This is a genomic window from Bradyrhizobium genosp. A (genome assembly GCF_049949275.1).
In the GTDB taxonomy this organism is placed as follows: Bacteria; Pseudomonadota; Alphaproteobacteria; order Rhizobiales; family Xanthobacteraceae; genus Bradyrhizobium.
This window is the reverse complement of sequence record NZ_CP188196.1, coordinates 7,809,991-7,831,823: the sequence shown is the minus strand read 5'-3', so window position 1 is coordinate 7,831,823 and position 21,833 is coordinate 7,809,991. Positions and strand designations below refer to the sequence as shown.

The window sequence follows — 21,833 nt, the reverse complement described above, 5'->3', positions numbered from 1 at the left end:
CGTTTACTTGAACGGATCCTGAACCGAGGGCTGCGACTGCCTGATGCGGCGCACGCTCACCGGCGTGCCGTCGGAGACGAACAGCAGTTCATATATCCGGCCTTCGCTGTCGGTCGCGGAGCAGGTGACGTCGTTCACCTTCTTGGCGGCGAAATTGCCGGTCTGGCGGCAGACGCCGGTGGAGCTCTGCTCGGCCGGCACCGGCAGGCCGTCGACCTTGGGCCGGTCCTTGGAGTTGAGCAGCATGCGGTCGATCCGCAGCTCGTAGGAATTGTCGTCGGCCCGCTTGCCGTTCTCGCCTGAGAACGACACGACGTGGTTCTCGTCGCTGGGGTCGTCGATGGCGACCGCGAAATTGACCCGGCCCTTGTCGCCATGGGCGTAGGCCACCGTCCTGCAGGCAAAGGTGCGCCCCGCGACCTTCAGCGTCTTGCAGTGGCCGGACATCAGCGCCAGGAGGTCGATGAAGGAGTGCTGCTTGGCCGGCGGATTGTTCACCGGGATCGCGGTGGAAGACTCGGCAAAACAAGGGCTTGCGAGAGAGACGAGGATTGCAGCCAGAACCGGTCGGCGGAGGCGCATCGTCAGGCTCATGTGCCAGGGGGCCACGGACGGGCGGAAGTTCCGCCCTATAACCATCGAATCGCAAATTGGTTGCGATCCCGTTTGCCTGGCCAAACCCGTCTGGAATACCACCGCGCCACCCATCGGCGATTCGCCCCGATCGCCCCAACCCGTCCGCAGGCACTTGCCGTCAGGCCGGTGTTTTTTTCGTGGCAGAGCTAGCCCATCGCCGCCTGCCAGCGCGTATCGCGCAAGGACGGGCGGCGGTGCAGGCGGGCGTCGAGAAGGCTGCGGGCGCGCGGCAGCTCGCCGCTGCGCATCAAGGCGACGAGGAACGTGTCCTCGATCAGCTCGCGCTGGGCATGGCTGCCGCCGATGCGCACGACGTCGGCGAGGACAGGCGCGAGCTCGCGCACGCAGGCGGCGTAGTTCTCATCCGCGAAGGCGACAATCGCGCGGCAGATCGCCGGCACCACGGGGCCGGCCGGCAGCTTGCCGTCAGCGAGGCGCTGCTCGATCATGGCAAGGCGTGCGGCCAACGCGTCGCGATTTTGCGTCGCGGCCGCAAACAGCGCCATATGGACGTCGGCAAAGGGCAGGCCCGATTTCGGGAATAGTTTCTGCGCCGTGCTGTCGGCCTCGACCCAGAGTGCCTTCGGCACGCCGTGGCCATAGGCTGACAGGCGCCAGAGCAGTGAGGCGCTGTCGGTGATGACGTTGAGTGGCGGCGCCTGCGTGGCGGAGGGCTGCAGCACATCGGCATAGATTTTGAGCGCGCGGGCCGCATCGCCATGCTCCAGCGCGCCGAGCGCCTGGTGCCAGAGGATATGGCCGTGCAGGATGCCGGCGCGGTCGTAGGTCGGGATCCACTGATCGACGAGACGATCGGCGTCCTCGATCGAACCATCCTCGAACATCGCGTGCAGCACCGCGTGCGCGGCATGGGCGTTGGCCCGACGCAGATTGAAGCCGCGCTCGGTGACGGCGCGGCCACGAGCGACGTCACCATTCTCGGTCATTGCCCAGCCGGACATTGTGAGAAACCACCAGTCCTCGCCATAGTGATGCGCGACGCGTTCGCACAGCTCATGCCGCGCGCGATCGTGATCGGCCATGCCGGAGAAGGCGAACAGGCCGAACGCGCCGAGCGGCAGCGACAGCACCACGGCGTCGCGCGGCCAGCTCTCGATGTGCTTGAACATTGCCGCGATCGCGTCGGGTCCGCGTCCCTCGATCGCGAGCGCCAGCGCCTCGACATGCGAGCGCTCGCGCTCCGTGCCATGCTTGCCGACAAGCTCGCGCGCCCGTGCCGCCTTCTGCCGTGCAAGATCGCCCTGCTGGTAGAACGCGTGCACGCGGGCGCGGGCGATGTGGGCAAGCGCGAAATCCGGATCGGCCGCAATCGCGCGCTCTAGCGTCTCCGCCGTGCCGGTCCAGCCGGCGAGCATGAGATCGACGCCTTCGCGATAGGCGGACGCGGCCTGATCGGAGGTGGTCGAGAGCGGCAGTCCGTAGCGGTCTTCAAGCGCCATCGTTGTCTCCGAAGTTTACGCCGTCCGCGCGCGCCGTCCCTCGATCGGATAGGCCGGGTCATTGTAGCCCGGCGTCGAGGGGTGACCCGGCACGACCAGGCGGTCGATCAGCGCCTCGTCATCCGCAGTGAAGCGATAGTCGAGCGCGCGGATATAGCCGTCCCACTGCTCCTCGGTGCGCGGGCCTGCGACGATCGACGAGACGAAGGCGGAGTTGAGCACCCAGGCCACCGCGAACTGGCCGGCGGTGATGCCGTTCTTCTCGGCGTGGGTCTTGATCTCCTGCGCGAGCTGAAGCGATTCCGGCCGCCATTCCGTCTGCATCATGCGGGTGTCGTTGCGGCCGGCGCGCGTGTCCTTGTCGGGGGCTGCGTCCGGCTTGTACTTGCCGGTGAGCACGCCGCGCGCCAGCGGACTGTAGGGCACGATGCCGAGGCCATAATAGGCGCAGGCCGGAAAGTGCTCGACCTCGGGCATGCGATTCATCGCGTTGTAATAGGGCTGGCTCGCCACGGGACGGTCGATGCCGAGCCGGTCGCAAATGTTGCAGATCTCGGCGACGCGCCAGGCACGGTAGTTGGAGATGCCGAAATAGCGGATCTTGCCGGCACGGATCAGATCGCCCATCGCGCGCACCGTCTCCTCCAGCGGCGTCGCATGGTCTTCCTTGTGCAGATAGTAGATGTCGATGTGGTCGGTGCCGAGCCGTTTCAGGCTCTCGTCGGCCGCCTGCAATACCCAGCGCCGCGATAGCCCGACGCGATTGGGATCGTTGCGCGTATCGCTGTTCATGGGATTGGCGAGCTTGGTGGCGAGCACCCAGGCGTGACGGTTGTTGCCGATCGCGCGGCCGACGACCTCCTCGGAGCCGCCCTTCGAATAGGCGTCCGCCGTATCGATGAAGTTGATGCCGGCGTCATGCGCCTTGGCGATGATCCGCTGTGAGGCCGCCTCGTCCGTCGGGCCGCCGAACATCATGGTGCCCAGACAGATCGGCGACACTTTCAGGCCGCTGCGGCCGAGTTGGCGGTATTGCATGGGCTATCCTCGATGCTTTTGTTGGCACCAGCATAGCTGCCCAGTTTCGTCATTGCGAGCGCAGCGAAGCAATCCAGAGATGCGTCCGCGGAAAGATTGTTGGATTGCTTCGCTGCGCTCGCAATGACGGTGGTAGGTATGCCCGTGCTCCATAGTTGGTGTCATCGCCCGACTTGATCGGGCGATCCAGTACGCCGAGACGTTAGTGATTGAGCGGAAAGGCCGCGGCGTACTGGATTCCCCGCTTTCGCGGGGAATGACAGCGCGGGCGTGGTGCGCAGCGTCGACCTGACTACGCGCCTCTACGCCGGCCCCTTCAAAATCTTGAACACGCCGTTGGCCATCACCACACAGCGGTCCTCGACCGTCACTTCGGTGCTCATGAAGATCAGGCTGCGGGTCGAGCGCACCATGCGGGGACGGGAGATCAGGATGTCGCCGATCTGGCCGGCCTCGACAAAATGAGTGTCGAGCTGCACCGTCGCCATGTACTCCTTGCCGGAGACGTAACGGGCGGTCATGCCACAGGTGCGGTCGGCGAATGTCATCATCACGCCGCCTTGGACCATGCCGCGGCGGTTGTGGTGCTTGTCTTCGGTGGCGAGTGCGAATTCGTATTGGCCATCGACCTTGCGCTCCCACAACGGGCCGACCAGGTGAATGAAGCCGGTGGTCTCCAGGATGGTCCAGCCGTCTGATTTGAGCTTTGCGGCGGTCTTGCTGGTCATCGCTCGGTCCATCCTTGCAACGCTTGATCTCTCCTCGTTTCATCGAGCGCGGTCCTGGTGTAGTCAAGCATCATGAGAGCTTTCGGCGATGCCACCAGACGGAATATCGCGGAGGCCTGCGCTTCATTCGCGCGGCTGCCAGATGCGGCCGAGCCGTCGATGCTGAAGCGCGCTGCGGTGGTGCTGGCGCTGACAGCATCCAGTGACGGTGACGACACCGCGTTTCTGCTGACCAGGCGCGCATCGAGCTTGCGCGCGCATCGCGGCCAGTGGGCGCTGCCGGGTGGACGCTGCGATGCCGGCGAGACGCCGGTGGAGGCGGCGCTACGCGAGCTCGAGGAAGAACTCTCGCTCAAGCTCTCGGCCGATGCCGTGCTCGGCCTGCTCGACGACTATCCGACGCGCTCCGGCTACCTGATCACGCCGGTCGTGGTCTGGGCAGCCGAGAGCGCCGCAATCACGCCGAACCCGGACGAGGTCGCCTCCGTCCATCGCATCGCGCTCGACACGATCGAGCGCGACGACGCCTTCGATTTCACCGATATCCCCGAGAGCACCCGTCGCGTGATCCGCTTCCATCACCAGATGAGCCTGATTCACGCGCCGACAGCGGCGCTGCTCTACCAGTTCCGCGAGGTGCTGGCCGGGCGGCAGACCCGCGTTACCGACCTGGAACAGCCAGTGTTCGCCTGGAAGTGACGCAAGAGACGAAAGCAAGAGACGAAAAAAGAGGTAAACGGCGCGTTAACGTGACAGTTACCGGATGCCTGCTAAGAGGGCAGCATGCATCATTCGATTCGAAGACAACTGGCGCTGGTTCCACTCGCGCTCGTCCTGCTCGTCCCCACTGCGCGTGGCGGCGAGTCCGACGCGCTGCCGCCCGCCGTCAGCAATGCCAACGCCCAGCTGCTGTCGCAGTTTTTTGCGCAAGGCGGCGCCTCGCCGGCCGTGCTCGAATATCGCCGCAAGCTGGCCGAGTATCAGCAGATCCGCGGCGCCTTCGGCGCCGAGGCCGGCGCCTATTGGGGCCAGGTCACGGAAAAGCGCCGCGGCCGCAATGCCAAGCGGCGCAGCGGGCAACAGATCACGCTCGATGACTACGTGTTGGACCAGCCGCCGGTCTATACCGGGCCGAAGCGGCCGGTGAATCCGGAGCCTGAGGAAACGCCGGAGCGTCCGGCCCGCAAGCCGCTTCCGGTGGCCTCTGATCTGCTGCGCGCCGCGCAGGATCTCTATCAGTTCACGCCGCAGCGTCCGGCCAACGAGGTCGAGTTCAAGCGCGCCTATGCGCGCTACGCGCTCGCCTCCGGGCTTACCCGCGAGCAGGCGGTGCGGGTCTATTCGTTCGAGACCGGCGGCACCGGCAATTACGACGTGCAGGCGGGCATCGAGCATGGCGGCAAGCGCGCGATCTCGACCGCGATGGGCTACAACCAGCTGCTCACCGCCAACAGCGTCGAGCTGCTGGCCGAGCAGGGGCATGAGTTCATTCGTGCGCTCTCAGACAAGGTGGCGCGCACCTCAGGGCCGGCGCGCCAGTCGCTCGAGCACAAGCTTGCTGTTCTGAAGAAAATGGTGGCGCATGCGAAGTCGGTGCCGGACACCTGGTCCGAGCATGAGAAGATCGGCGACACCGCGCAGGGCTGGGCCATGCACGCGATGGTGCTCGACATCGACATCGGGCCGATGCTGCAGACCCACAAGCTTCTGACCTCGGTGCTGTTCGCCCGCGCCAAGGGCTATACCCGTCCGCTCACCGCCGCCGAGCTCGAGATGATGAACCTCACCGGCGACGGCACCGGCCTCGACATGGTGACCATGCCGCAGGCGATGCGCGAGCAGGTGCCGACCTCGAACTTCTTCCAGCGCGGCGGCTACGAGCGCAACCCGGTCGCAATCCGTCACAACACGGTGGCGAAGCTGCTCGCAGTGACGGATGCGCGGATGGACTCGAACAGCAACAATGGCGGCGCGCGGGAGCTGGCGGCGGCGTTTTAGCGCGGCACCTCTTCACCTCTCCCCGCTTGCGGGGAGAGGTCGGATTGCATCGAAGATGCAATCCGGGTGAGGGGTACAGATCCCTCGACAATCTCATGCGCGGAGAGAAGCCCCTCACCCCAACCCTCTCCCCGTAAGAACGGGGCGAGGGAGCGCACCGTGATCGCGTCTCTACTGACCCGGCCCAAACTTGAACTTGCCGTCGCCCTCGAGATACTGGCCGCTGCGCATATAGAGCTGGCCGTTCTGGCCGATGAAGAATAGCGTGCCCTTGGGCACTTTCTTCGCGCCCTTCAGCAGCTCGCCGGCATTGCTGGTGCCCATCTTGTAGGAAAACGTCTTCCCTTCCTTGTCATAGGCATAGCCGGTGTCGGCCTTGAGCTCCCAAGGCGTCGCCGCGTTTTGTGCGCATGCGGGGGCGGCGAGCGCGCCCAGCGCGGCTGCAATTGCAGCAGTTGCAAATGTCTTGACTGAAAATGCCATCATCCATCCTCCCCATCGTCGGGGGTGCCGCTTGAACAAATCACGAACGACGCTTCAGGGTCAATCCGCGATGACGCCGCAGCGCATCACGTCTTGCCCAGCAGTTTGTGATTTTCCCTTCGTCCCCTCGCGACTATGTTCCGCTTTCAGTCTAGAACGCAACACGACAAAGATATTGGTGGGGATGATTCGAATGCGCCACGTCATTAAATTTTGCTGGATTGCCGGGTTGTCGCTGACGGCACTCGCGCCGGCCGCCCGGGCCGATGATTACCAGCTCAGCCACAACCAGCGGATTTCGTGCAGCCGCGGCCTTGCGCCGGGCAAGCTCAACACCGCGACCTGCAAATCCTACACCTATCTCTTCAATACCAAGACCTCGGAATATTTCCGCTGCCAGGTCTCGCTGGCGCTGACCCGCGACAACAAGGAAGTCATCAACGTCCAGACCGACGGCGGCTGCACCAAGAAGCCGCGCATCTTCGAAACCGATGGGCACTATGATTTCGACGCCACCGAGACCGAACCGCCGAACACCAATTCGTTCTTCGGCCCCGGCGGCTACTCGATCTGGGCCGCCGACATGGCCGCGCAGAAGATCCGCGGCTGCATCACCATCTCCTCCGGCCTCGGCTCCGACATCTCCAAGTGCCTGGACATGACCTTCCAGTAAGGCCTGCCAGCGACGGTGCGCTCGATCGCCACCGGGTAGGAGGTGCGCTCCCTCCCCCGCTTGCGGGGGAGGGTTGGGGAGAGGGTGTCTCCGTAACGGGACAATCCCCTAGAGGGCAAAACCCTCACCCGGCGCGTTGCGCCGACCTCTCCCGCAAGCGGGAGAGGTTACACTGAGCCCGCGGCACGAGCGATTTACCCTCACGTGAGCCCGCTCATCACCCCGGCTGCGCCACGTCGCCGCACCTGCCGGGTTCCTGAAAACCAAGGCAAAACGGCCGTTTACCGCAGCGCTGTTTTGTCTTTTGGATGGGTTGACCCGCCCCCCTCATCCGGCCAATTTCGCCGCCGGTTTGGGGAGTACAACAACCATGAAACGGACGATTTTCGGCGTGGCCGCGGCTTTTGCTCTGGCGGCGTCGGCACCTTGCGCGCATGCGCAATCCTTCATCAACGTGCTGACCGGCGGCACCTCCGGCGTCTACTATCCGCTCGGGGTCGCGATCGGGAAGATCTACGGCGACAAGATTTCGAACGTGAAGACGCAGGTGCAGGCCACCAAGGCGTCGGTCGAAAATCTCATTCTGCTGCAGCAGGGCCGTGGCGAGCTGGCGTTCACGCTGGGTGACTCGCTGAAAGCCGCCTGGGACGGCGACGAGGAAGCCGGCTTCAAGACCAAGCTCGACAAGCTCAGGACCATCGGCGCGATCTATCCGAACTACATCCAGATCGTCGCGACCGCTGAGAGCGGCATCAAGACGCTCGCCGACCTCAAGGGCAAGAGCCTGTCGGTCGGTGCGCCGAAATCGGGCACGGAGCTGAACTCGCGCGCGATCCTCGCCGCGGCCGGCATGACCTACAAGGATCTCGGCAAGGTCGAGTATCTGCCGTTCGCCGAATCCGTCGACCTCATGAAGAACCGCCAGCTGGGCGCGACGCTTCAATCGGCCGGCCTCGGCGTGGCCTCGCTGAAGGATCTCTCGACCTCGGCCTCGATCACAGTGGTGGCCGTGCCGAAGGAGACCGTCGACAAGATCGGGCCGCCCTTCATCGCGGCGACCATCCCGGCCAACACCTATACCGGCCAGGACAAGGATGTCCCGACCGCGGCCGTGGTCAACTATCTCGTCACCAGTTCAGCCGTGTCCGACGAGCTTGCCTATCAAATGACAAAACTGGTCTATGAGTCGCTGCCCGAGCTCGCCAACGCGCACGCGGCCGGCAAGGAGATCAAGCTCGAGACGGCCGCCACCGGCAGCCCAATCCCGCTGCATCCCGGCGCGATCCGCTATTACAAGGAAAAAGGGCTGATCAAGTAACTCCCTCAGTTGTCATTCCGGGGCGGCTCGTCAGAGCCGAACCCGGAATCTCGAGATTCCGGGTTCGATGCTGCGCATCGCCCCGGAATGACGGAGAGGATCATCGCGAATGCCCTGGATAATCCCGGGCATAACGTTTTTAGAGCGCTGTGCGAATGCTAAGCGGCATGGGCAGGCTGGGGGCGAATTGAAATGCTGGAACAGGCAGCGGGCACCGACACGGCGCCGATCAAGGTTGAGTTCGACAATTTCGAGCACGGATTCCCGGAAGGCTTTGGCCCCGGCTGGTGGGGCACGCTCGCCTACTGGATCGGCATCGCGTTTGCGACCTTCCAGCTCTATGTTGCCGCCTTCAACTATCTGCCGAGCCAGGTGGTGCGCGGCGTCCATGTCGGCTTCCTGGTCCTGCTCACGTTCGGCCTGATCGCCAATTTCACCGCGAAAAGCAATTTTGGCCGCGCGCTCGGCTGGGTGATCGGCGGCGCCGGCTTTTTCTGTGGCCTCTATCAATGGATCTTTTACGCGGACCTGATCGCGCGCGACGGCGATCCGACCAGGCTCGACCTCGCGGTCGGCACGCTGCTCGCGGTGCTGATCTTCGAGGGCACGCGGCGGCTTATGGGCGCGGCGCTGCCGCTGATGTGCGGCGCCTGTCTCGTCTACTGGTTCTTCGGGCAATACCTGCCGTCGCCGCTGAATCATCGCGGCTATGATTTCGACCAGATCGTCACGCATCTCGCCTACGGCACCGAAGGATTTTACGGCGTGCCGATCTACGTCTCGGCGACCTACATCTTCCTGTTCATCCTGTTCGGCTCGTTCCTGGAGCGCGCCGGCATGATCCAGCTCTTCACCGACGTTTCTCTCGGTCTATTCGGCAGGACCCGCGGCGGACCGGCGAAGGTCGCGGTGTTTGCCTCCGGCATGATGGGCACGATCTCGGGCTCCGGCGTCGCCAACGTGGTCACGGTCGGCCAGTTCACGATTCCCTTGATGATCAGGTTCGGTTATCGCCGCGCGTTTGCGGCGGGCGTCGAGGCGACCGCCTCGATGGGCGGCCAGATCATGCCGCCTGTGATGGGCGCAGTCGCCTTCATCATGGCGGAGACGCTTGGCGTTCAGTACTCGGAGATCGTGAAGGCGGCCGCTATCCCTGCGGTGCTCTATTTCGCCTCGGCTTTCTGGATGGTGCATCTCGAAGCCGGCAAACGCGGCCTCATCGGCATGAAGCGTTCGGAAACGCCGAGCGCCTGGAAAGCGCTGGTCAAGGGCTGGTATCTCGTGCTGCCGCTCGCCGCCCTTGTCTACATGCTGTTCGAGGGCTTTACGCCACTCTACGCCGGCAGCATGGGCCTCGCGCTCACCGTGGCGTTGATTTTGGGCGCCAGCATCACGGCAGGCCTGCCGGCCACGGCCATCCGTTACATCTTCTGGATCGGGCTCGCACTTGTCGTGGCCGCGCTTTCGCGGGACGGTCTCCAGATCGTGCCGGTTGGCTGCGTCGTCATCGTGCTGATCCTGATCACCGCCTTTGTCCGCGGCGGAATGGCCGCACTCCGCTCTTGCCGTGACTCGCTTGCCGAGAGCGCGAAATCCGCGATCACCGTCGGCATGGCCTGCGCCATCGTCGGCGTCATCATCGGCATGATGTCGCAGACCGGCATCGGCACGATCTTCGGAAGCTGGGTGATCGGTCTCGGCGAGAAGAGCCTGTTCCTGGCGCTGATCATGACCATGTTGCTGTCGATCCTGCTCGGCACCGGCATTCCCACGATCCCGACCTACATCATCACCGCCGCGCTCGCAGCACCCGCGCTGGCGAAGCTCGGCGTGCCCCTGATCGCGAGCCACATGTTCGCGTTCTATTACGGCATCATGGCCGACCTCTCGCCGCCGGTCGCCCTTGCTGCGCTCGCGGCAGCGCCGATCGCGAAGGAGAATCCTGATAAAATCGGCTGGGAGGCGATGCGGATCGCGCTCGCCGGTTACGTCATTCCCTTCATCTTCGTCTATTCGCCGGCCTTGATGCTGCAGGCTGGCGATCCCATGGCGGCCAAGCTCGGCTTCTACGGCGCGGTGGCGCTCGCGACCTTCAAGGCGCTGGTGGCGATCGCCCTGTTCGGCATGGTCGCGATCGGTTTCCTGTTCACGCGGCTGACGCTGATCGAACGTGTGGTGGCGCTCGGCGCCGCGCTGTGCCTGCTCGGTGATTTCCCGTTCAGCGACACAGTTGGCTTCGCTCTCTCTGCGGCGCTGCTGCTGTGGCAGTGGCGGCAGCGTCCGCCGGCCGTGGTCGAGGCGGTGTGAGCCTCTGCTTCGCGACAGCCAGCGGCGTGAAGGCGCTGGCGGTGTCCGCGTTCACGCTTGCATGGACGCATTCGATCGCGAAGGTCGAGTGGCAGGAGGACTGGCGCGTCACGCCGGCGGGCCTTGAGCTGGTGGAGGCCCGCGTCAAGGGCACCGGCCCTGGCATGGAGCCGTCGCCCGAGGCGCGGCTCGTCGACGGCTGGTTTCAATGGAGGCCTGCGCGCGCGCCGATGCCCGAGGTCGCGCTCGGCAATTCCGGCGCGGCCGGCGAATGGCGGCTATGCCATGACGGGACGTGCCGGACGCTTTCGGAGATTGTCGGCCATCCCATCGGTGCTAACGTTACTAAAATGAGCATCTGCGACGAACAGCAGAAATAAGGGAGACACGCGATGAACCGCCTCAAGGGCAAGGTTGCGATGGTGGTGGGAGCCGGCTCGATCGGGCCCGGCTGGGGCAACGGCAAGGCGACGGCGGTGACCTTTGCGCGCGAGGGCGCGCGGGTGTTTTGCGTCGATCGCAATGGGGCTGCCGCGGAGGAGACCGCGGAGATCATCACCGGCGAAGGCGGCAAGGCGACGGCGTTCACCGCCGACGTGTCGCGGCCTGCCGAGATCGAGGCGATGGTCGCTGCGTGCCTCAAGGCCTACGGCCGCATCGATGTGCTCGACAACAATGTCGGCATCGCCGAGATGGGCAGCGTGGTCGAGGTGACCGAGGAGAGCTGGGACCGCGTTTTTTCCGTCAACCTCAAGAGCGCCTATTTCGCCATGAAGCACGTCATTCCCGTGATGGTGAAGCAGGGCGGCGGCTCGATCATCAACATCTCCTCGATCGCCTCGATCCGCCATATGGGCATCTCCTACGTCACCTACGGCACATCCAAGGCCGCGATGAACCAGATGACGCGCACCACCGCGATCGAGTTCGCACGGCACCATGTGCGAGTGAACGCGATCCTGCCCGGCCTGATGAAGACGCCGATGGTGGAGCATTCCGCCGGCCTCGCCAACAGCTACGCCAAGGGCGACGTCGAAGCGATGTGGCGCGCCCGCGATGCGCAGGTGCCGATGGGCCACATGGGCGACGCCTTCGATGTCGCCAACGCCGCGCTGTTCCTGGCGTCGGACGAGTCGAAATACGTCACGGGGATCGAGCTTGTAGTCGATGGCGGGATCACGTGCAAGGCGGGGGCTTGATAGCCGTCCCACACTCCGCCGTCGTCCCGGCGAAGGCCGGGACCCATAACCACAGGAAGTGGTTTGCTGCGAAGCCGGCAACTCCGAGTCTTCGCAAAACTATTGCTGCGGCGTATGGGTCCCGGATCTGCGCTTCGCTTGTCCGGGACGACAGCGGTGCTTGCGGATCTATCCCCCCGCGCTCAGCTCCGCCCGATCAAGCTCTTCCTCGATCCGGTGAAACGCGTCGTCACCGATGACCTCGGTGGCGCGCAGGCTGAAGATGGATTTGCGCGCGGCTTCGATGGCGCGGCGGCGCAGGGGATCTGCGGGCAGCTCACCGCTGGCGATTCCGCCGTGCGGATCATCGTCGGCCTGCATCAGGATGGCGCGATATTCGAGCCGCAGGATTTCGGCCTCCTCCGACGGATCGTCCTCGATTGCGTCGAGCGCGGCGCGATAGGCGATGGCGCGTGCGCGCGCGACCTCGATGCCAACCGGGTCGTCGTCCCTAAGGCCGAAAGCGAGGATCAGCGGCCGCAGCGTCAGGCCCTGGATGATGAGCGATCCCAGCACCACCGCGAAGGCGGTGAAGACGATGAAGTCGCGATAGGGAAAGTTCTCCGGCAGCGCGAAGGCGGTGGCGAGCGTGACCAGGCCGCGCATGCCGCACCAGGAGATGATGAGGCCGCCCTTGGGCGAAGCGACCTGCTTCGGATCCTTGGGGTGATAGATGCCATGCGCGATCAGCACGCGCAGCGTCGTGCGGTAGAACGTGATCCAGAGCAGCCGGACCAGAATGACCGTAAGCAGGATCCAGGCGCCGGCGACGCAGTATTCCCAGCGCACGTCCGCGTCCAGCTTCGTCCAGATCGGGCGCATCTGCATGCCGATCAACATGAAGGCGAGCACGTTGAGCACGAATACCGTTGTTTCCCACACCGCGTAGGACGGCACCCGCAGCCGCGCCGGCATGCGCGCCGGCGCCGTCTGCGCGATCGTGATGGCGTACACGACGATGGTGAGGATGCCGGAGAGGCCGAGATGCTCAGCGGCAATCCAGATCATGAAGGTGGTGGCGAACTGCACGATGATCGCGCTCGGCACCTCTCTCACGCGTTCCATGATGGGCGGGATGATACGCCCCGCAAGAAGGCCGGCCAGCACGCTGCCGACAAGTCCCAGCGCGATCGTCGGCGCGACTTCGCTCCATTTCAGGTGCTCCATGACGACCGCACCGACGGCGATGCGATAGATCAGCAGCGCACTGGCGTCATTGAGCAGGCTTTCGCCTTCCAGTACCTTCACCATGCGGTGAGGCAGCTTGACCTGGCTCAGTATCGCCACCGCGGCGGCCGCATCCGGCGGCGCCACGATGGCGCCAAGCGCTACTGCGGCAGCCCAAGGCATATCAGGCATCAGCCGGTGCGCGATAAAGGCCACTCCGACCGTGGTCAGGCCGACCGCGGCCACGACCAGGGTCGAGACCGGAACCCAATTGTTGCGGAGATCGCGCAACGAAGTGTCGAAGGCGGCATCGAGCAGCACCGGTGCGACAAAAAGCGCCAATGCCAGGTCGGGCTCCAGCGTCCAGGACGGGCTGTTTGGAACGAAGGCGATCAGCGCGCCGCCGATGGCGAGAAAGGTCGGGTAGGGGACCTTGATCCGCCGCGCCAGCGCCGATAATGCAACGGCGCCGAGCAGAAGCGCGATGATCCATTCGAATGTCGACACGACGATCCCCGAAACCGATTTGAGCGGCGCTACAAGCTAGCACCAATCCGGCCGTATGATGGATAGTACGGCCTCAAGGCAAGACCTTCCGACAGCAACGAGCATGCGTTTTAAAAAACTTCTTCATTTGTCCGGGGCTGTGGTGCTCTCAGCGCTTTCGCTCGGTGCCGCTCGGGCCGCGACCGGGGGCGAGCCGGCCGCCGCCGCGGAGATCGACGTCGCGGCATGCCTGTCCGCAACCGCGGCCGATGACATGGACAAAGCGGGCCCGGCCTGTGCCGCCGTCATCGACAACGAGAAGACGGCAAAACCCGATTTGATCAAGGCGCTGATCGCGCGCGGCGCGATGCTGGCGCGCCATGACCAGATCGACCGGGCCATCGCCGACGACAGCCGCGCGTTGTTGCTCGATCCCACGCTTGCCGACGTCTTCAACGCGCGCGGTGAGCTCTGGCTCAAGAAGGGCGACAAGCCCAAGGCGGTGCAGGATTTCGGCGCGGCGCTTCGGATCGATCCGAACCACGAAAAGGCCAAGGCCAATCACAAGGCGATCGCGCGTGAGCTCGAGCGGATCGGCGCGCAGATGGCGGTCGCCGGCAAGCCCAGCTTCAATTGCACAGGCGCGCGCCGCCCAGTCGAGAAGGCGATCTGCGGAAACCGCGAGCTCGCCGACCTCGACCGCGAGGTCTATGCTGCCAACGCGCGCGTGCTGCGCGAGGCGCGCAGCGAGGGCGAGGCGAAGAAACTCCAGCGCGAGCAGGACGACTTTATTGCACGCCGGAACGCGGGGTTCGGCCGGCCCGGCTATGATTTAAAGAAGGCCATGCAGGAGCGGCTGCAGCGCTTGAATGGGGTGGACGGGTATTGATGGTGTTCTTCGCCTCTCCCCGCGCGCGGGGAGAGGCCGGAATTCGAGCGTAGCTTGAATTCCGGGTGAGGCGGACTCTCCGCGAATCTAGCTGTCACCGTCATTGCGGAAGCGGCCCCTCACCCCACCCTCTCCCCGTAAGAACGGGGCGAGGGAGAAGATACGTTCTTTTCAGCTTGAACCGCCGCCCGTTCCCGGGAAAATACCCCTCAAACAAGGCCGGCACTTGATCCCTGTCATGGCGGGACTGACGTCCTGCCGTCAGGTCAAGGCGAGGCCAATGAAGGGAACGGGAGCGCTTGCATGAATGCCCAGGGAAAGAGCCTGTATCACGAGGTCCATGCGCGCTCGCTGGCCGATCCCGAGGGCTTTTGGGCCGAGGCGGCGAAGGAGATCGACTGGATCGAGCCGCCGAAGACAATCTTCGACCCCGCGCAAGGCGTCTACGGTCGCTGGTTCGCCGGCGGCGTCGTCAACACCTGCTACAACGCGCTCGACCGCCATGTCGAACGCGGCCGCGCCGCCCAGGTCGCGCTGATCCATGATTCGCCGCTGACCCATTCGGTCACGAAATTCACCTACGCCGAGTTGCTGGCGGAGGTGCAGGCGCTCGCCGCCATCATGCAGGATTTTGGCGTCGCCAAGGGCGACCGCGTCATCCTCTATATGCCGATGGTGCCGGAGGCCGTGGTCGCGATGCTTGCCTGCGCGCGCATCGGTGCGGTGCATTCCGTGGTGTTCGGCGGCTTTGCCGCAAAAGAGCTTGCGACCCGCATCGACGATGCGCAGCCAAAACTCATTCTGTCCGCAAGCTGCGGCATCGAGCCCGGCCGCATCGTGCAGTACAAGCCGCTGCTCGACGAGGCGATCAAGCTCGCCTCCGCGAAGCCGAAGGCCTGCATTGTGCTGCAGCGTCCGCAGCTGATCTGCGACCTCACGCCAAAGCGCGACTATGACTGGGCGAGCCTGCGCCGCAAGGCGATGAACGAAGGCAAGAAAGCGCCTTGCGTGCCCGTTGCCGCGACCGATCCGCTCTACATCCTCTATACGTCAGGCACCACCGGCATTCCCAAGGGCGTTGTGCGCGACAATGGCGGGCATCTGGTCGCGGTGAAATGGTCGATGTTCAACCTCTATGGCGTCAAGCCGGGCGAGGTCTGGTGGTGCGGTTCCGACATCGGCTGGGTGGTCGGCCACAGCTACATCATCTACGGCCCGCTGCTGCACGGCGCGACCTCGGTCATGTATGAGGGCAAGCCGGTCGGCACGCCCGACGCCGGCGCGTTCTGGCGCGTGATCAGCCAGCACAAGGCGGTCGCCTTCTTCACCGCGCCGACCGCGTTCCGCGCCATCCGGAAAGAGGATCCGGAAGGAAAATTCATCCGGCAATATGACCTTTCCAAATTCCGCACGCTGTTTCTCGCTGGCGAGCGTGCCGATCCGCCGACGGTGGAATGGGCGGAGCAGCAGCTGAAGGTGCCGGTGATCGATCATTGGTGGCAGACCGAAACTGGCTGGTGCATTGCCGGCAATCCGGTGGGCTTAGGGATGCTGCCGGTCAAGCACGGCTCGCCGACGGTGCCGATGCCGGGCTACCAGGTCGATGTCGTCGACGAAGCGGCCAAGCCCGTCGGCCCCAATACGATGGGCTCGATCGTCATCAAGCTGCCGATGCCGCCGGGCTGCCTGCCGACGCTGTGGAATCAGGATGCGCGCTTCAAGGAAGCCTATCTCACCGAATTCCCCGGCTACTACAAAACCTCGGACGCCGGTTACAAGGACGAGGACGGCTACGTCTTCGTGATGGGCCGCACCGACGACATCATCAACGTCGCCGGCCACAGGCTTTCCACCGGTGGCATGGAGGAGATTTTGGCCTCGCATCCCGACGTCGCCGAATGCGCCGTGCTCGGCGTCAAGGATGCGATCAAGGGCGAGGTGCCCTGCGGCTTTCTGGTGCTGAAAGCCGGCGTGAAGCGGCAGCCCAGCGAGATCGAGAAGGAGATCGTCGCGCTGGTGCGCGACCGGCTCGGCCCGGTCGCCGCGTTCAAGCTCGCCATCACTGTCGGCCGCCTGCCCAAGACGCGCTCAGGCAAGATCCTGCGCGGCACCATCAAGAAGATCGCCGACGGCGAGGCCTGGACCATGCCGGCCACGATCGAGGACCCCAAGGTGCTGGACGAGATCGGGGAGGCGCTGAAGGGGCGGGTGTGAGGCGTTCAGGACTTACATTCTCCGCATTCCGCGCTAAACAGGGCCGGCCATCAGGGGACCTCGTATGCCACTCGCCGCCGCGCCACGCCTGCTTGCAGCCGTCTTGCTCGCCATTGCTCTCTCCGCCTGCTCGGCGCGTTATCAGACGCCGACAGCGATGGGCGGTGACGACGATGATGCGGTGTGCCAGAGCCGCGGCTACGCCGTGGGCTCGCCGGAATATGTGGCCTGCCGCAAGGACCGCGACGTGCAGCGCAGCGCCGCCACCTCACGCGCCGATCGTCGCCAGCGCGATCTCGGCGAATACATGCTGAACCATCCCGATCGGCCGTAAGGCACGTTGTCCTCACTGCATTCGTCGGGACGACACTGTGTGTCGGGTGGGAGTTACACAAAACGAAAACGCGGCAAGTTTCCTTGCCGCGTTTTGATTGCGTTCGATAGCTGAGGGAGCGAGGACTACTCCTCCTCTTGCTCCTGCTTCTTGCCGCCCAGCGTCTTCAGCTTGGCGAACACGGCGTCGACGTTGAGGTCATCGCTCGACTTCTCCGACGGCTCGTACTCGTCCTTCTTGGTGGTCTCGGAAGCTGGCAGCAGGGTGGCGCCGCCATAGGCTGCGTCGATCGGCTTTTCCTTGGCCGCGCGCGCCACTTCGAAATCGAGCTCGATCTGCGAGCAGAGGCCGAGGGTGACCGGGTCGATCGGGGTCAGCTGGGAGGTGTTCCAGTGGGTGCGGTCGCGGACGCTGGCAATCGTGCTCTTGGTGGTGCCGACCAGGCGCATGATTTGGGCGTCCTTGAGCTCCGGATGGCTGCGCAGCAGCCAGAGGATGGCGCTGGGACGCTCGTGGCGGCGCGACACCGGGGTGTAGCGCGGGCCCTTGCGCTTGGGCTGGGGCGGCAGCACGACCTTGCTCTCCTGGAGACGGAGCCGGTAGTCCTGGTTCTTCTCGCCCTTCTCGATTTCCTCGCGGGTCAGCTGGCCGTTGGAAATCGGGTCCGAGCCCTTGATGCCCTGCGCGGCGTCACCGTCGGCGATCGCGCGCACCTCCAGGGGATGCATCTTGGTGAAATCGGCGACCTGGTCGAAGGTCAGCGCGGTGTTGTCGAGCAGCCAGACGGCGGTCGCCTTGGGCATCAGAGGTGCGTTGCTCATGGCAAATCTCCTTTGTGCTTCGCCCACCCCTCAGGAGGCGAAACCGGTGGTCATCAGCGATGACAGGGAATTCGCGCTATATAAGCCCGGAGGGGGTAGCCACGCAATGGTTCTGCTATAGATAGTGCCTTGACAGGGCCCGAAAGGGGGCCCAATTCCCTCTCAACTCGCTATAAAGTCCGAGCAGACCGCTTTAGGCCCTTTTTCATCCATCGACCGTCCCCCGCCAGAAGGCGAATGGGTGATTCGGTCCCGAGATCGCTCAATGTCAGCCAAACCAGACCTCAAGATCGTGCTTTGTTCTCCCCGTGGCTTCTGCGCCGGAGTGGTCCGGGCGATCGACACCGTGGAACGGGCGCTCGATAAATACGGCGCCCCCGTCTATGTTCGCCATGAGATTGTGCACAACAAATATGTCGTCGACGGGTTGAAGAAGAAGGGCGCCATCTTCGTCGAGGAGCTCGCCGAGATCCCGGAAAACACCACCGCCCCGGTCGTATTCTCGGCCCATGGCGTGCCGAAGTCGGTTCCGGCCGACGCCACGTCCCGCAATTTGTTCTCGCTCGATGCGACCTGTCCGCTGGTGACCAAGGTGCACCGCGAGGCCGCGATCCACTTCAAGCGCGGCCGCGAGATCTTCCTGATCGGCCATTCGCATCATCCCGAAGTGGTCGGCACGCTCGGCCAGCTGCCGGTCGGTGCGGTCACCCTGATCGAGACCGCCGAGGACGCCAAGACCATCGCGCCAAAGGATCCGAACAACCTCGCCTTCGTGACCCAGACCACGCTGTCGATCGACGACACCGCCGAGATCGTGGCGCTGCTCAAGGAGCGCTTCCCGAACATCAACGGGCCGCACAAGGAAGACATCTGCTACGCCACCACCAACCGCCAGCTCGCGGTGAAGAAGGTGGCGCCGGTGGTCGATGCCCTGATCGTGGTCGGCGCGCCGAACTCGTCGAACTCGCAGCGCCTGCGCGAGGTCGCCGAACGCGAGGGTTGCGGGATCGCGGTGCTGGCGCAGCGCGCCGCCGACATCGACTGGACCAGGTTCGGTAACATCAAGAGCCTCGGCATCACCGCGGGAGCGTCCGCGCCGGAAGTGATCGTCGAGGAGATCATGGACGCGTTCGCCGAGCGCTACACGCTGCATGTGGAGACGGTCTCGGCCGCGGAAGAAAACGAGTTCTTCCCGCTGCCGCGTCAGGTGCGCCCCGAAGCCGCCGCCGAGTAAATCTGCATGGCGGTCTACACCGACGTTGCCGCCGACGAGCTTGCGGATTTCCTGAGGCAATACGATCTCGGCGAGTTGCTCTCCTACAAGGGCATCGCCGAGGGCGTAGAGAACACCAACTTCCTGCTGCACACCAGCCACGGAAACCGGCAGGCCTCGTTCATCCTCACGCTCTATGAGAAGCGCGTGGCGAAGAACGATCTGCCGTTCTTCCTCGCGCTGATGACGCATCTCGCCGAGCACGGCGTCAGCTGTCCGCTGCCGGTGAAGGCGAGCGACGGTGAGGCGCTGCACGAGCTGCAGGGGCGTCCTGCCGCGATCATCACCTTTCTCGAAGGTGTCTGGCCGCGCAAGCCGAACGCGGCGCATTGCGCCGGCGTCGGCGAGGGCCTCGCCCGGATGCATCTGGCTGGCGCCAATTTTGCGATCAAGCGTGCCAACGCGCTGTCAGTCGCGGGCTGGCGGCCGCTGTTCGAAGCGGCGGCGGGCCGCGCCGATGAGGTGCAGCCGGGCCTGCGTGCGTTTCTCGCGGCCGAGCTCGACTATCTCTCGGGTGGCGTCTGGCCGAACAATCTGCCCGAGGGCGTGATCCACGCCGACCTCTTCAATGACAACGTCTTCTTCCTCGGCGACAAGCTCTCGGGGATCATCGACTTCACCTTCGCCTGCAACGACATGCTGGCCTATGACGTCGCGATCTGCCTGAATGCGTGGTGTTTCGAGCCGGATCATTCCTTCAACGTCACCAAGGCGCGCGCCTTCCTCAACGCCTATGGTCGCGTGCGAAAGCTCACCACAGCGGAAGAGGTCGCGCTGCCGCTGCTGGCGCGTGGTGCTGCGATCCGCTTCCTGCTGACGCGGCTGGTCGACTGGCTCAACGTGCCGCCGGGCGCGCTAGTCAAGCCGAAAGATCCCCTCGAATATTTTCGCAAGCTGCGCTTCCACCAGAGCGTCTCCAGCGCGCGCGATTATGGACTGCTGCCGTCAGGACTGGTCGCGTGAGCGAGCTTCCCAATGTCACGATCTATACCGACGGCGCCTGCTCGGGAAATCCCGGACCCGGCGGCTGGGGCGCGATCCTGAAGTTCGGCGACAAGGAAAAAGAGCTGAATGGTGGCGAGCGCCACACCACCAACAACCAGATGGAATTGATGGCGGCGATCTCGGCGCTCGAAGCGCTGAAGAAGCCGTGCACCGTCGATCTCTACACCGACAGCCAATATGTCCGGCAGGGTATCACCGGCTGGATCCACGGCTGGAAGCGCAACGGCTGGCGCACCGCCGACAAGAAGCCGGTCAAGAACGTCGAGCTATGGCAGCGTCTCGATGCCGCGCTGAAGGCCCATGAAGTGCGCTGGCACTGGGTCAAGGGCCACGCCGGCCATCCGGAGAATGAGCGGGCGGATCAATTGGCGCGCGACGGGATCGTCAAGGCACGGTTGCAGCAGCGGCTGGGGGAGTAGGGGCGTGCTATCGGCGGCGGTCCAGCCTCGGTCTCGCTGTCGTCGCCCGGTTTCGTAGGGTGGGCAAAGCGAACAGTGCCCACCGCTTTTTTCTCAATCGAGGAAAGATGGTGGGCACGGCGCTGACGCGCCTTTGCCCACCACCCTACGGGACTTCCCGCTTGGAAGGAGTCGGGCTCTAAGCTTACAGCTGCCCCAGGAGCGTATCGCCGCCTGAGACCTCGACCTTGCCGGGCATCGCCTCCAGGTTCAGCTTCTTGACCACGCCGTCCTCGACCAGCATCGAATAGCGCTTGGAGCGGATGCCGAGGCCGTTGCCGGAGGCGTCCAGCTCCATGCCGATCGCCTTGGCGAAGTCGGCATTGCCGTCGGCGAGGAAGATCGCCTCGTCGCGCTGGTCGGTGTCGCGCTTCCAGGCGTTCATGACGAAAGCGTCGTTGACGGAGACGATGGCGATGGTGTCGACGCCCTTGTCCTTCATGGCATAGGCGTTGAGGAAGATGCTCGGCAGATGCATCTTGTGGCAGGTGCCGGTGTAGGCGCCGGGCACCGCGAACAGCGCCACTTTCTTGCCCTTGAAGATATCATCGGTGGTCTTCACCTGCGGGCCTTCCGCCGTCATCACGCGGAATTTCGCCTCGGGCAGCTTGTCGCCAGTCTGGATCGCCATCGTCAGTCTCCCTGAAAATCGGTCCCGCTTTTTAGACCGTGGCGCGGGCCTGCACAATATTGCGGGCGAGGGAAGCTGAGGGCCGGCAGCCGTTCACCGTTATGTCATCAGCCGGCAAAACCGCCGCCGTCGAGGAAAGCGCGCTCCTCCGCGGTGGTCTCGCGGCCGAGCAGGCGGTTGCGGTGGGGAAAGCGGCCGAACCGCTGGATGATGTCAGCGTGCTCCCGGGCGTATTTCAGGTTTTCGGCATTGTCGGTGTTTTCAAACAGCGCAACGCAACGCAGCTGGTCGGGCAGGTGCTCGGAATGCATGAAGGGCAAATAGAGGAATTCGAGCAGAAGGGGATCGATCCTGCGATCCGTGCCGTGCTCGATGGCGCGGCGGGCGACCTCGCGTGCCAGCGCGTCGCTGGCGAAGGCTTCCGGCGTGCCGCGGAATATGTTGCGGGGAAACTGGTCGAGCACGATGACGAGCGCGAGTGCACCGTCGTCGCTGTCTTCCCACGAGGCCAGCTCGCCTGCGGCGGCCTCCTGCCAGAGCGGAAGAAAGCGGCGGCGGACCTCCGCGTCGAAAGCGTCGCTGGGCTTGTACCAGCGCTCGCGACCGGCTTCGCGCCAGAAGGCGAGAATGCCGGCCGGCGTGATGTTGCCGATGTCAGTCATGAGCCAGGGAGGCG

Annotated in this window: 22 protein-coding genes; 13 read left to right on the top strand and 9 right to left on the bottom strand. The window is 64.5% G+C overall.

Translation table 11 applies throughout. The features are described 5' to 3' along the window. Positions 1–3: 3 nt before the first annotated feature. The 4 genes from ACP2YP_RS36670 to ACP2YP_RS36655 all read right to left on the bottom strand — a co-directional run bounded on the left by ACP2YP_RS36670 (position 4) and on the right by ACP2YP_RS36655 (position 3,862). Entirely contained in the window at positions 4–582 is a 579-nt protein-coding gene (locus ACP2YP_RS36670) for a hypothetical protein (protein WP_426421169.1), read from the bottom strand. 200 nt (positions 583–782) lie between these two features. Beyond that, entirely contained in the window at positions 783–2,096 is a 1,314-nt protein-coding gene (locus ACP2YP_RS36665; RefSeq protein WP_426421168.1) for a tetratricopeptide repeat protein, read from the bottom strand. A 15-nt stretch (positions 2,097–2,111) separates the two neighbouring features. Continuing rightward, positions 2,112–3,134: an aldo/keto reductase gene (locus tag ACP2YP_RS36660; protein ID WP_426421167.1), complete on the bottom strand. Its 1,023-nt coding sequence runs from the start codon at positions 3,132–3,134 to the stop codon at positions 2,112–2,114. Between the two features lie 302 nt (positions 3,135–3,436). Next, positions 3,437–3,862, bottom strand: coding sequence for a PaaI family thioesterase (locus tag ACP2YP_RS36655; protein ID WP_426421166.1), 426 nt, complete (start codon positions 3,860–3,862; stop codon positions 3,437–3,439). 72 nt (positions 3,863–3,934) lie between these two features. Between ACP2YP_RS36655 and ACP2YP_RS36650 the strand changes: the two genes are divergently transcribed. After that, the gene (locus ACP2YP_RS36650) at positions 3,935–4,561 is read left to right on the top strand and encodes an NUDIX hydrolase (RefSeq protein WP_426421165.1); all 627 of its coding nucleotides are present in this window, start codon (positions 3,935–3,937) and stop codon (positions 4,559–4,561) included. Positions 4,562–4,645: 84 nt separating this feature from the next. Then, positions 4,646–5,860: a hypothetical protein gene (locus tag ACP2YP_RS36645; protein WP_426421164.1), complete on the top strand. Its 1,215-nt coding sequence runs from the start codon at positions 4,646–4,648 to the stop codon at positions 5,858–5,860. A 171-nt stretch (positions 5,861–6,031) separates the two neighbouring features. Here the strand turns inward: ACP2YP_RS36645 and ACP2YP_RS36640 are convergent, their stop codons facing one another. Beyond that, complete coding sequence (locus ACP2YP_RS36640) at positions 6,032–6,343, bottom strand: hypothetical protein (RefSeq protein WP_426426400.1); 312 nt, start codon at positions 6,341–6,343, stop codon at positions 6,032–6,034. A 193-nt stretch (positions 6,344–6,536) separates the two neighbouring features. Here ACP2YP_RS36640 and ACP2YP_RS36635 point away from each other — a divergent pair, with 193 nt between their 5' ends. From ACP2YP_RS36635 to ACP2YP_RS36615, 5 genes are all read left to right on the top strand, one after another. Then, complete coding sequence (locus tag ACP2YP_RS36635) at positions 6,537–7,016, top strand: hypothetical protein (RefSeq protein ID WP_027530304.1); 480 nt, start codon at positions 6,537–6,539, stop codon at positions 7,014–7,016. Positions 7,017–7,386: 370 nt separating this feature from the next. After that, positions 7,387–8,334, top strand: coding sequence for a TAXI family TRAP transporter solute-binding subunit (locus ACP2YP_RS36630; RefSeq protein WP_426421163.1), 948 nt, complete (start codon positions 7,387–7,389; stop codon positions 8,332–8,334). 192 nt (positions 8,335–8,526) lie between these two features. After that, positions 8,527–10,641, top strand: coding sequence for a TRAP transporter permease (locus ACP2YP_RS36625; protein WP_426421162.1), 2,115 nt, complete (start codon positions 8,527–8,529; stop codon positions 10,639–10,641). Further along, a complete protein-coding gene (locus ACP2YP_RS36620) occupies positions 10,638–11,021 on the top strand; it encodes a DUF1850 domain-containing protein (RefSeq protein ID WP_426421161.1) in 384 nt (127 codons plus the stop codon). The genes ACP2YP_RS36625 and ACP2YP_RS36620 overlap by 4 nt, the downstream gene beginning before the upstream one ends. A gap of 12 nt (positions 11,022–11,033) precedes the next feature. Continuing rightward, positions 11,034–11,840, top strand: coding sequence for an SDR family NAD(P)-dependent oxidoreductase (locus ACP2YP_RS36615; protein ID WP_426421160.1), 807 nt, complete (start codon positions 11,034–11,036; stop codon positions 11,838–11,840). A 168-nt stretch (positions 11,841–12,008) separates the two neighbouring features. Here the strand turns inward: ACP2YP_RS36615 and ACP2YP_RS36610 are convergent, their stop codons facing one another. Next, positions 12,009–13,553, bottom strand: a complete 1,545-nt coding sequence (locus ACP2YP_RS36610; RefSeq protein ID WP_426421159.1) for a cation:proton antiporter — start codon at positions 13,551–13,553, stop codon at positions 12,009–12,011. Between the two features lie 103 nt (positions 13,554–13,656). Between ACP2YP_RS36610 and ACP2YP_RS36605 the strand changes: the two genes are divergently transcribed. The 3 genes from ACP2YP_RS36605 (at position 13,657) to ACP2YP_RS36595 (ending at position 16,969) form a co-directional block, all read left to right on the top strand. Beyond that, positions 13,657–14,421: a tetratricopeptide repeat protein gene (locus tag ACP2YP_RS36605; protein WP_426421158.1), complete on the top strand. Its 765-nt coding sequence runs from the start codon at positions 13,657–13,659 to the stop codon at positions 14,419–14,421. Positions 14,422–14,724: 303 nt separating this feature from the next. Continuing rightward, positions 14,725–16,635: a propionyl-CoA synthetase gene (locus tag ACP2YP_RS36600; protein ID WP_426421157.1), complete on the top strand. Its 1,911-nt coding sequence runs from the start codon at positions 14,725–14,727 to the stop codon at positions 16,633–16,635. A gap of 64 nt (positions 16,636–16,699) precedes the next feature. Further along, the gene (locus ACP2YP_RS36595; protein ID WP_426421156.1) at positions 16,700–16,969 is read left to right on the top strand and encodes a hypothetical protein; all 270 of its coding nucleotides are present in this window, start codon (positions 16,700–16,702) and stop codon (positions 16,967–16,969) included. A 125-nt stretch (positions 16,970–17,094) separates the two neighbouring features. On the opposite strand, the gene ACP2YP_RS36590 is transcribed toward ACP2YP_RS36595, so the two are convergent. After that, positions 17,095–17,790, bottom strand: a complete 696-nt coding sequence (locus ACP2YP_RS36590; protein ID WP_426421155.1) for a DUF1013 domain-containing protein — start codon at positions 17,788–17,790, stop codon at positions 17,095–17,097. A gap of 265 nt (positions 17,791–18,055) precedes the next feature. On the opposite strand from ACP2YP_RS36590, the gene ispH reads away from it, so the two are divergent. The 3 genes from ispH to rnhA are packed head-to-tail and all read left to right on the top strand — an operon-like array spanning position 18,056 to position 20,487. Continuing rightward, complete coding sequence (gene ispH, locus ACP2YP_RS36585; RefSeq protein WP_426421154.1) at positions 18,056–19,024, top strand: 4-hydroxy-3-methylbut-2-enyl diphosphate reductase; 969 nt, start codon at positions 18,056–18,058, stop codon at positions 19,022–19,024. Positions 19,025–19,030: 6 nt separating this feature from the next. Further along, a complete protein-coding gene (locus ACP2YP_RS36580) occupies positions 19,031–20,026 on the top strand; it encodes a homoserine kinase (protein ID WP_426421153.1) in 996 nt (331 codons plus the stop codon). Next, positions 20,023–20,487 (top strand): ribonuclease HI, encoded by a 465-nt coding sequence (gene rnhA, locus ACP2YP_RS36575; RefSeq protein WP_426421152.1) that lies wholly within the window; start codon positions 20,023–20,025, stop codon positions 20,485–20,487. The genes ACP2YP_RS36580 and rnhA overlap by 4 nt, the downstream gene beginning before the upstream one ends. A gap of 184 nt (positions 20,488–20,671) precedes the next feature. Here rnhA and ACP2YP_RS36570 read toward each other — a convergent pair whose 3' ends face one another. Both ACP2YP_RS36570 and ACP2YP_RS36565 read right to left on the bottom strand, forming a co-directional pair. After that, a complete protein-coding gene (locus ACP2YP_RS36570; protein WP_007597501.1) occupies positions 20,672–21,157 on the bottom strand; it encodes a peroxiredoxin in 486 nt (161 codons plus the stop codon). Between the two features lie 107 nt (positions 21,158–21,264). Further along, positions 21,265–21,819 (bottom strand): DUF924 family protein, encoded by a 555-nt coding sequence (locus ACP2YP_RS36565; RefSeq protein ID WP_426421151.1) that lies wholly within the window; start codon positions 21,817–21,819, stop codon positions 21,265–21,267. Positions 21,820–21,833 lie beyond the last annotated feature (14 nt).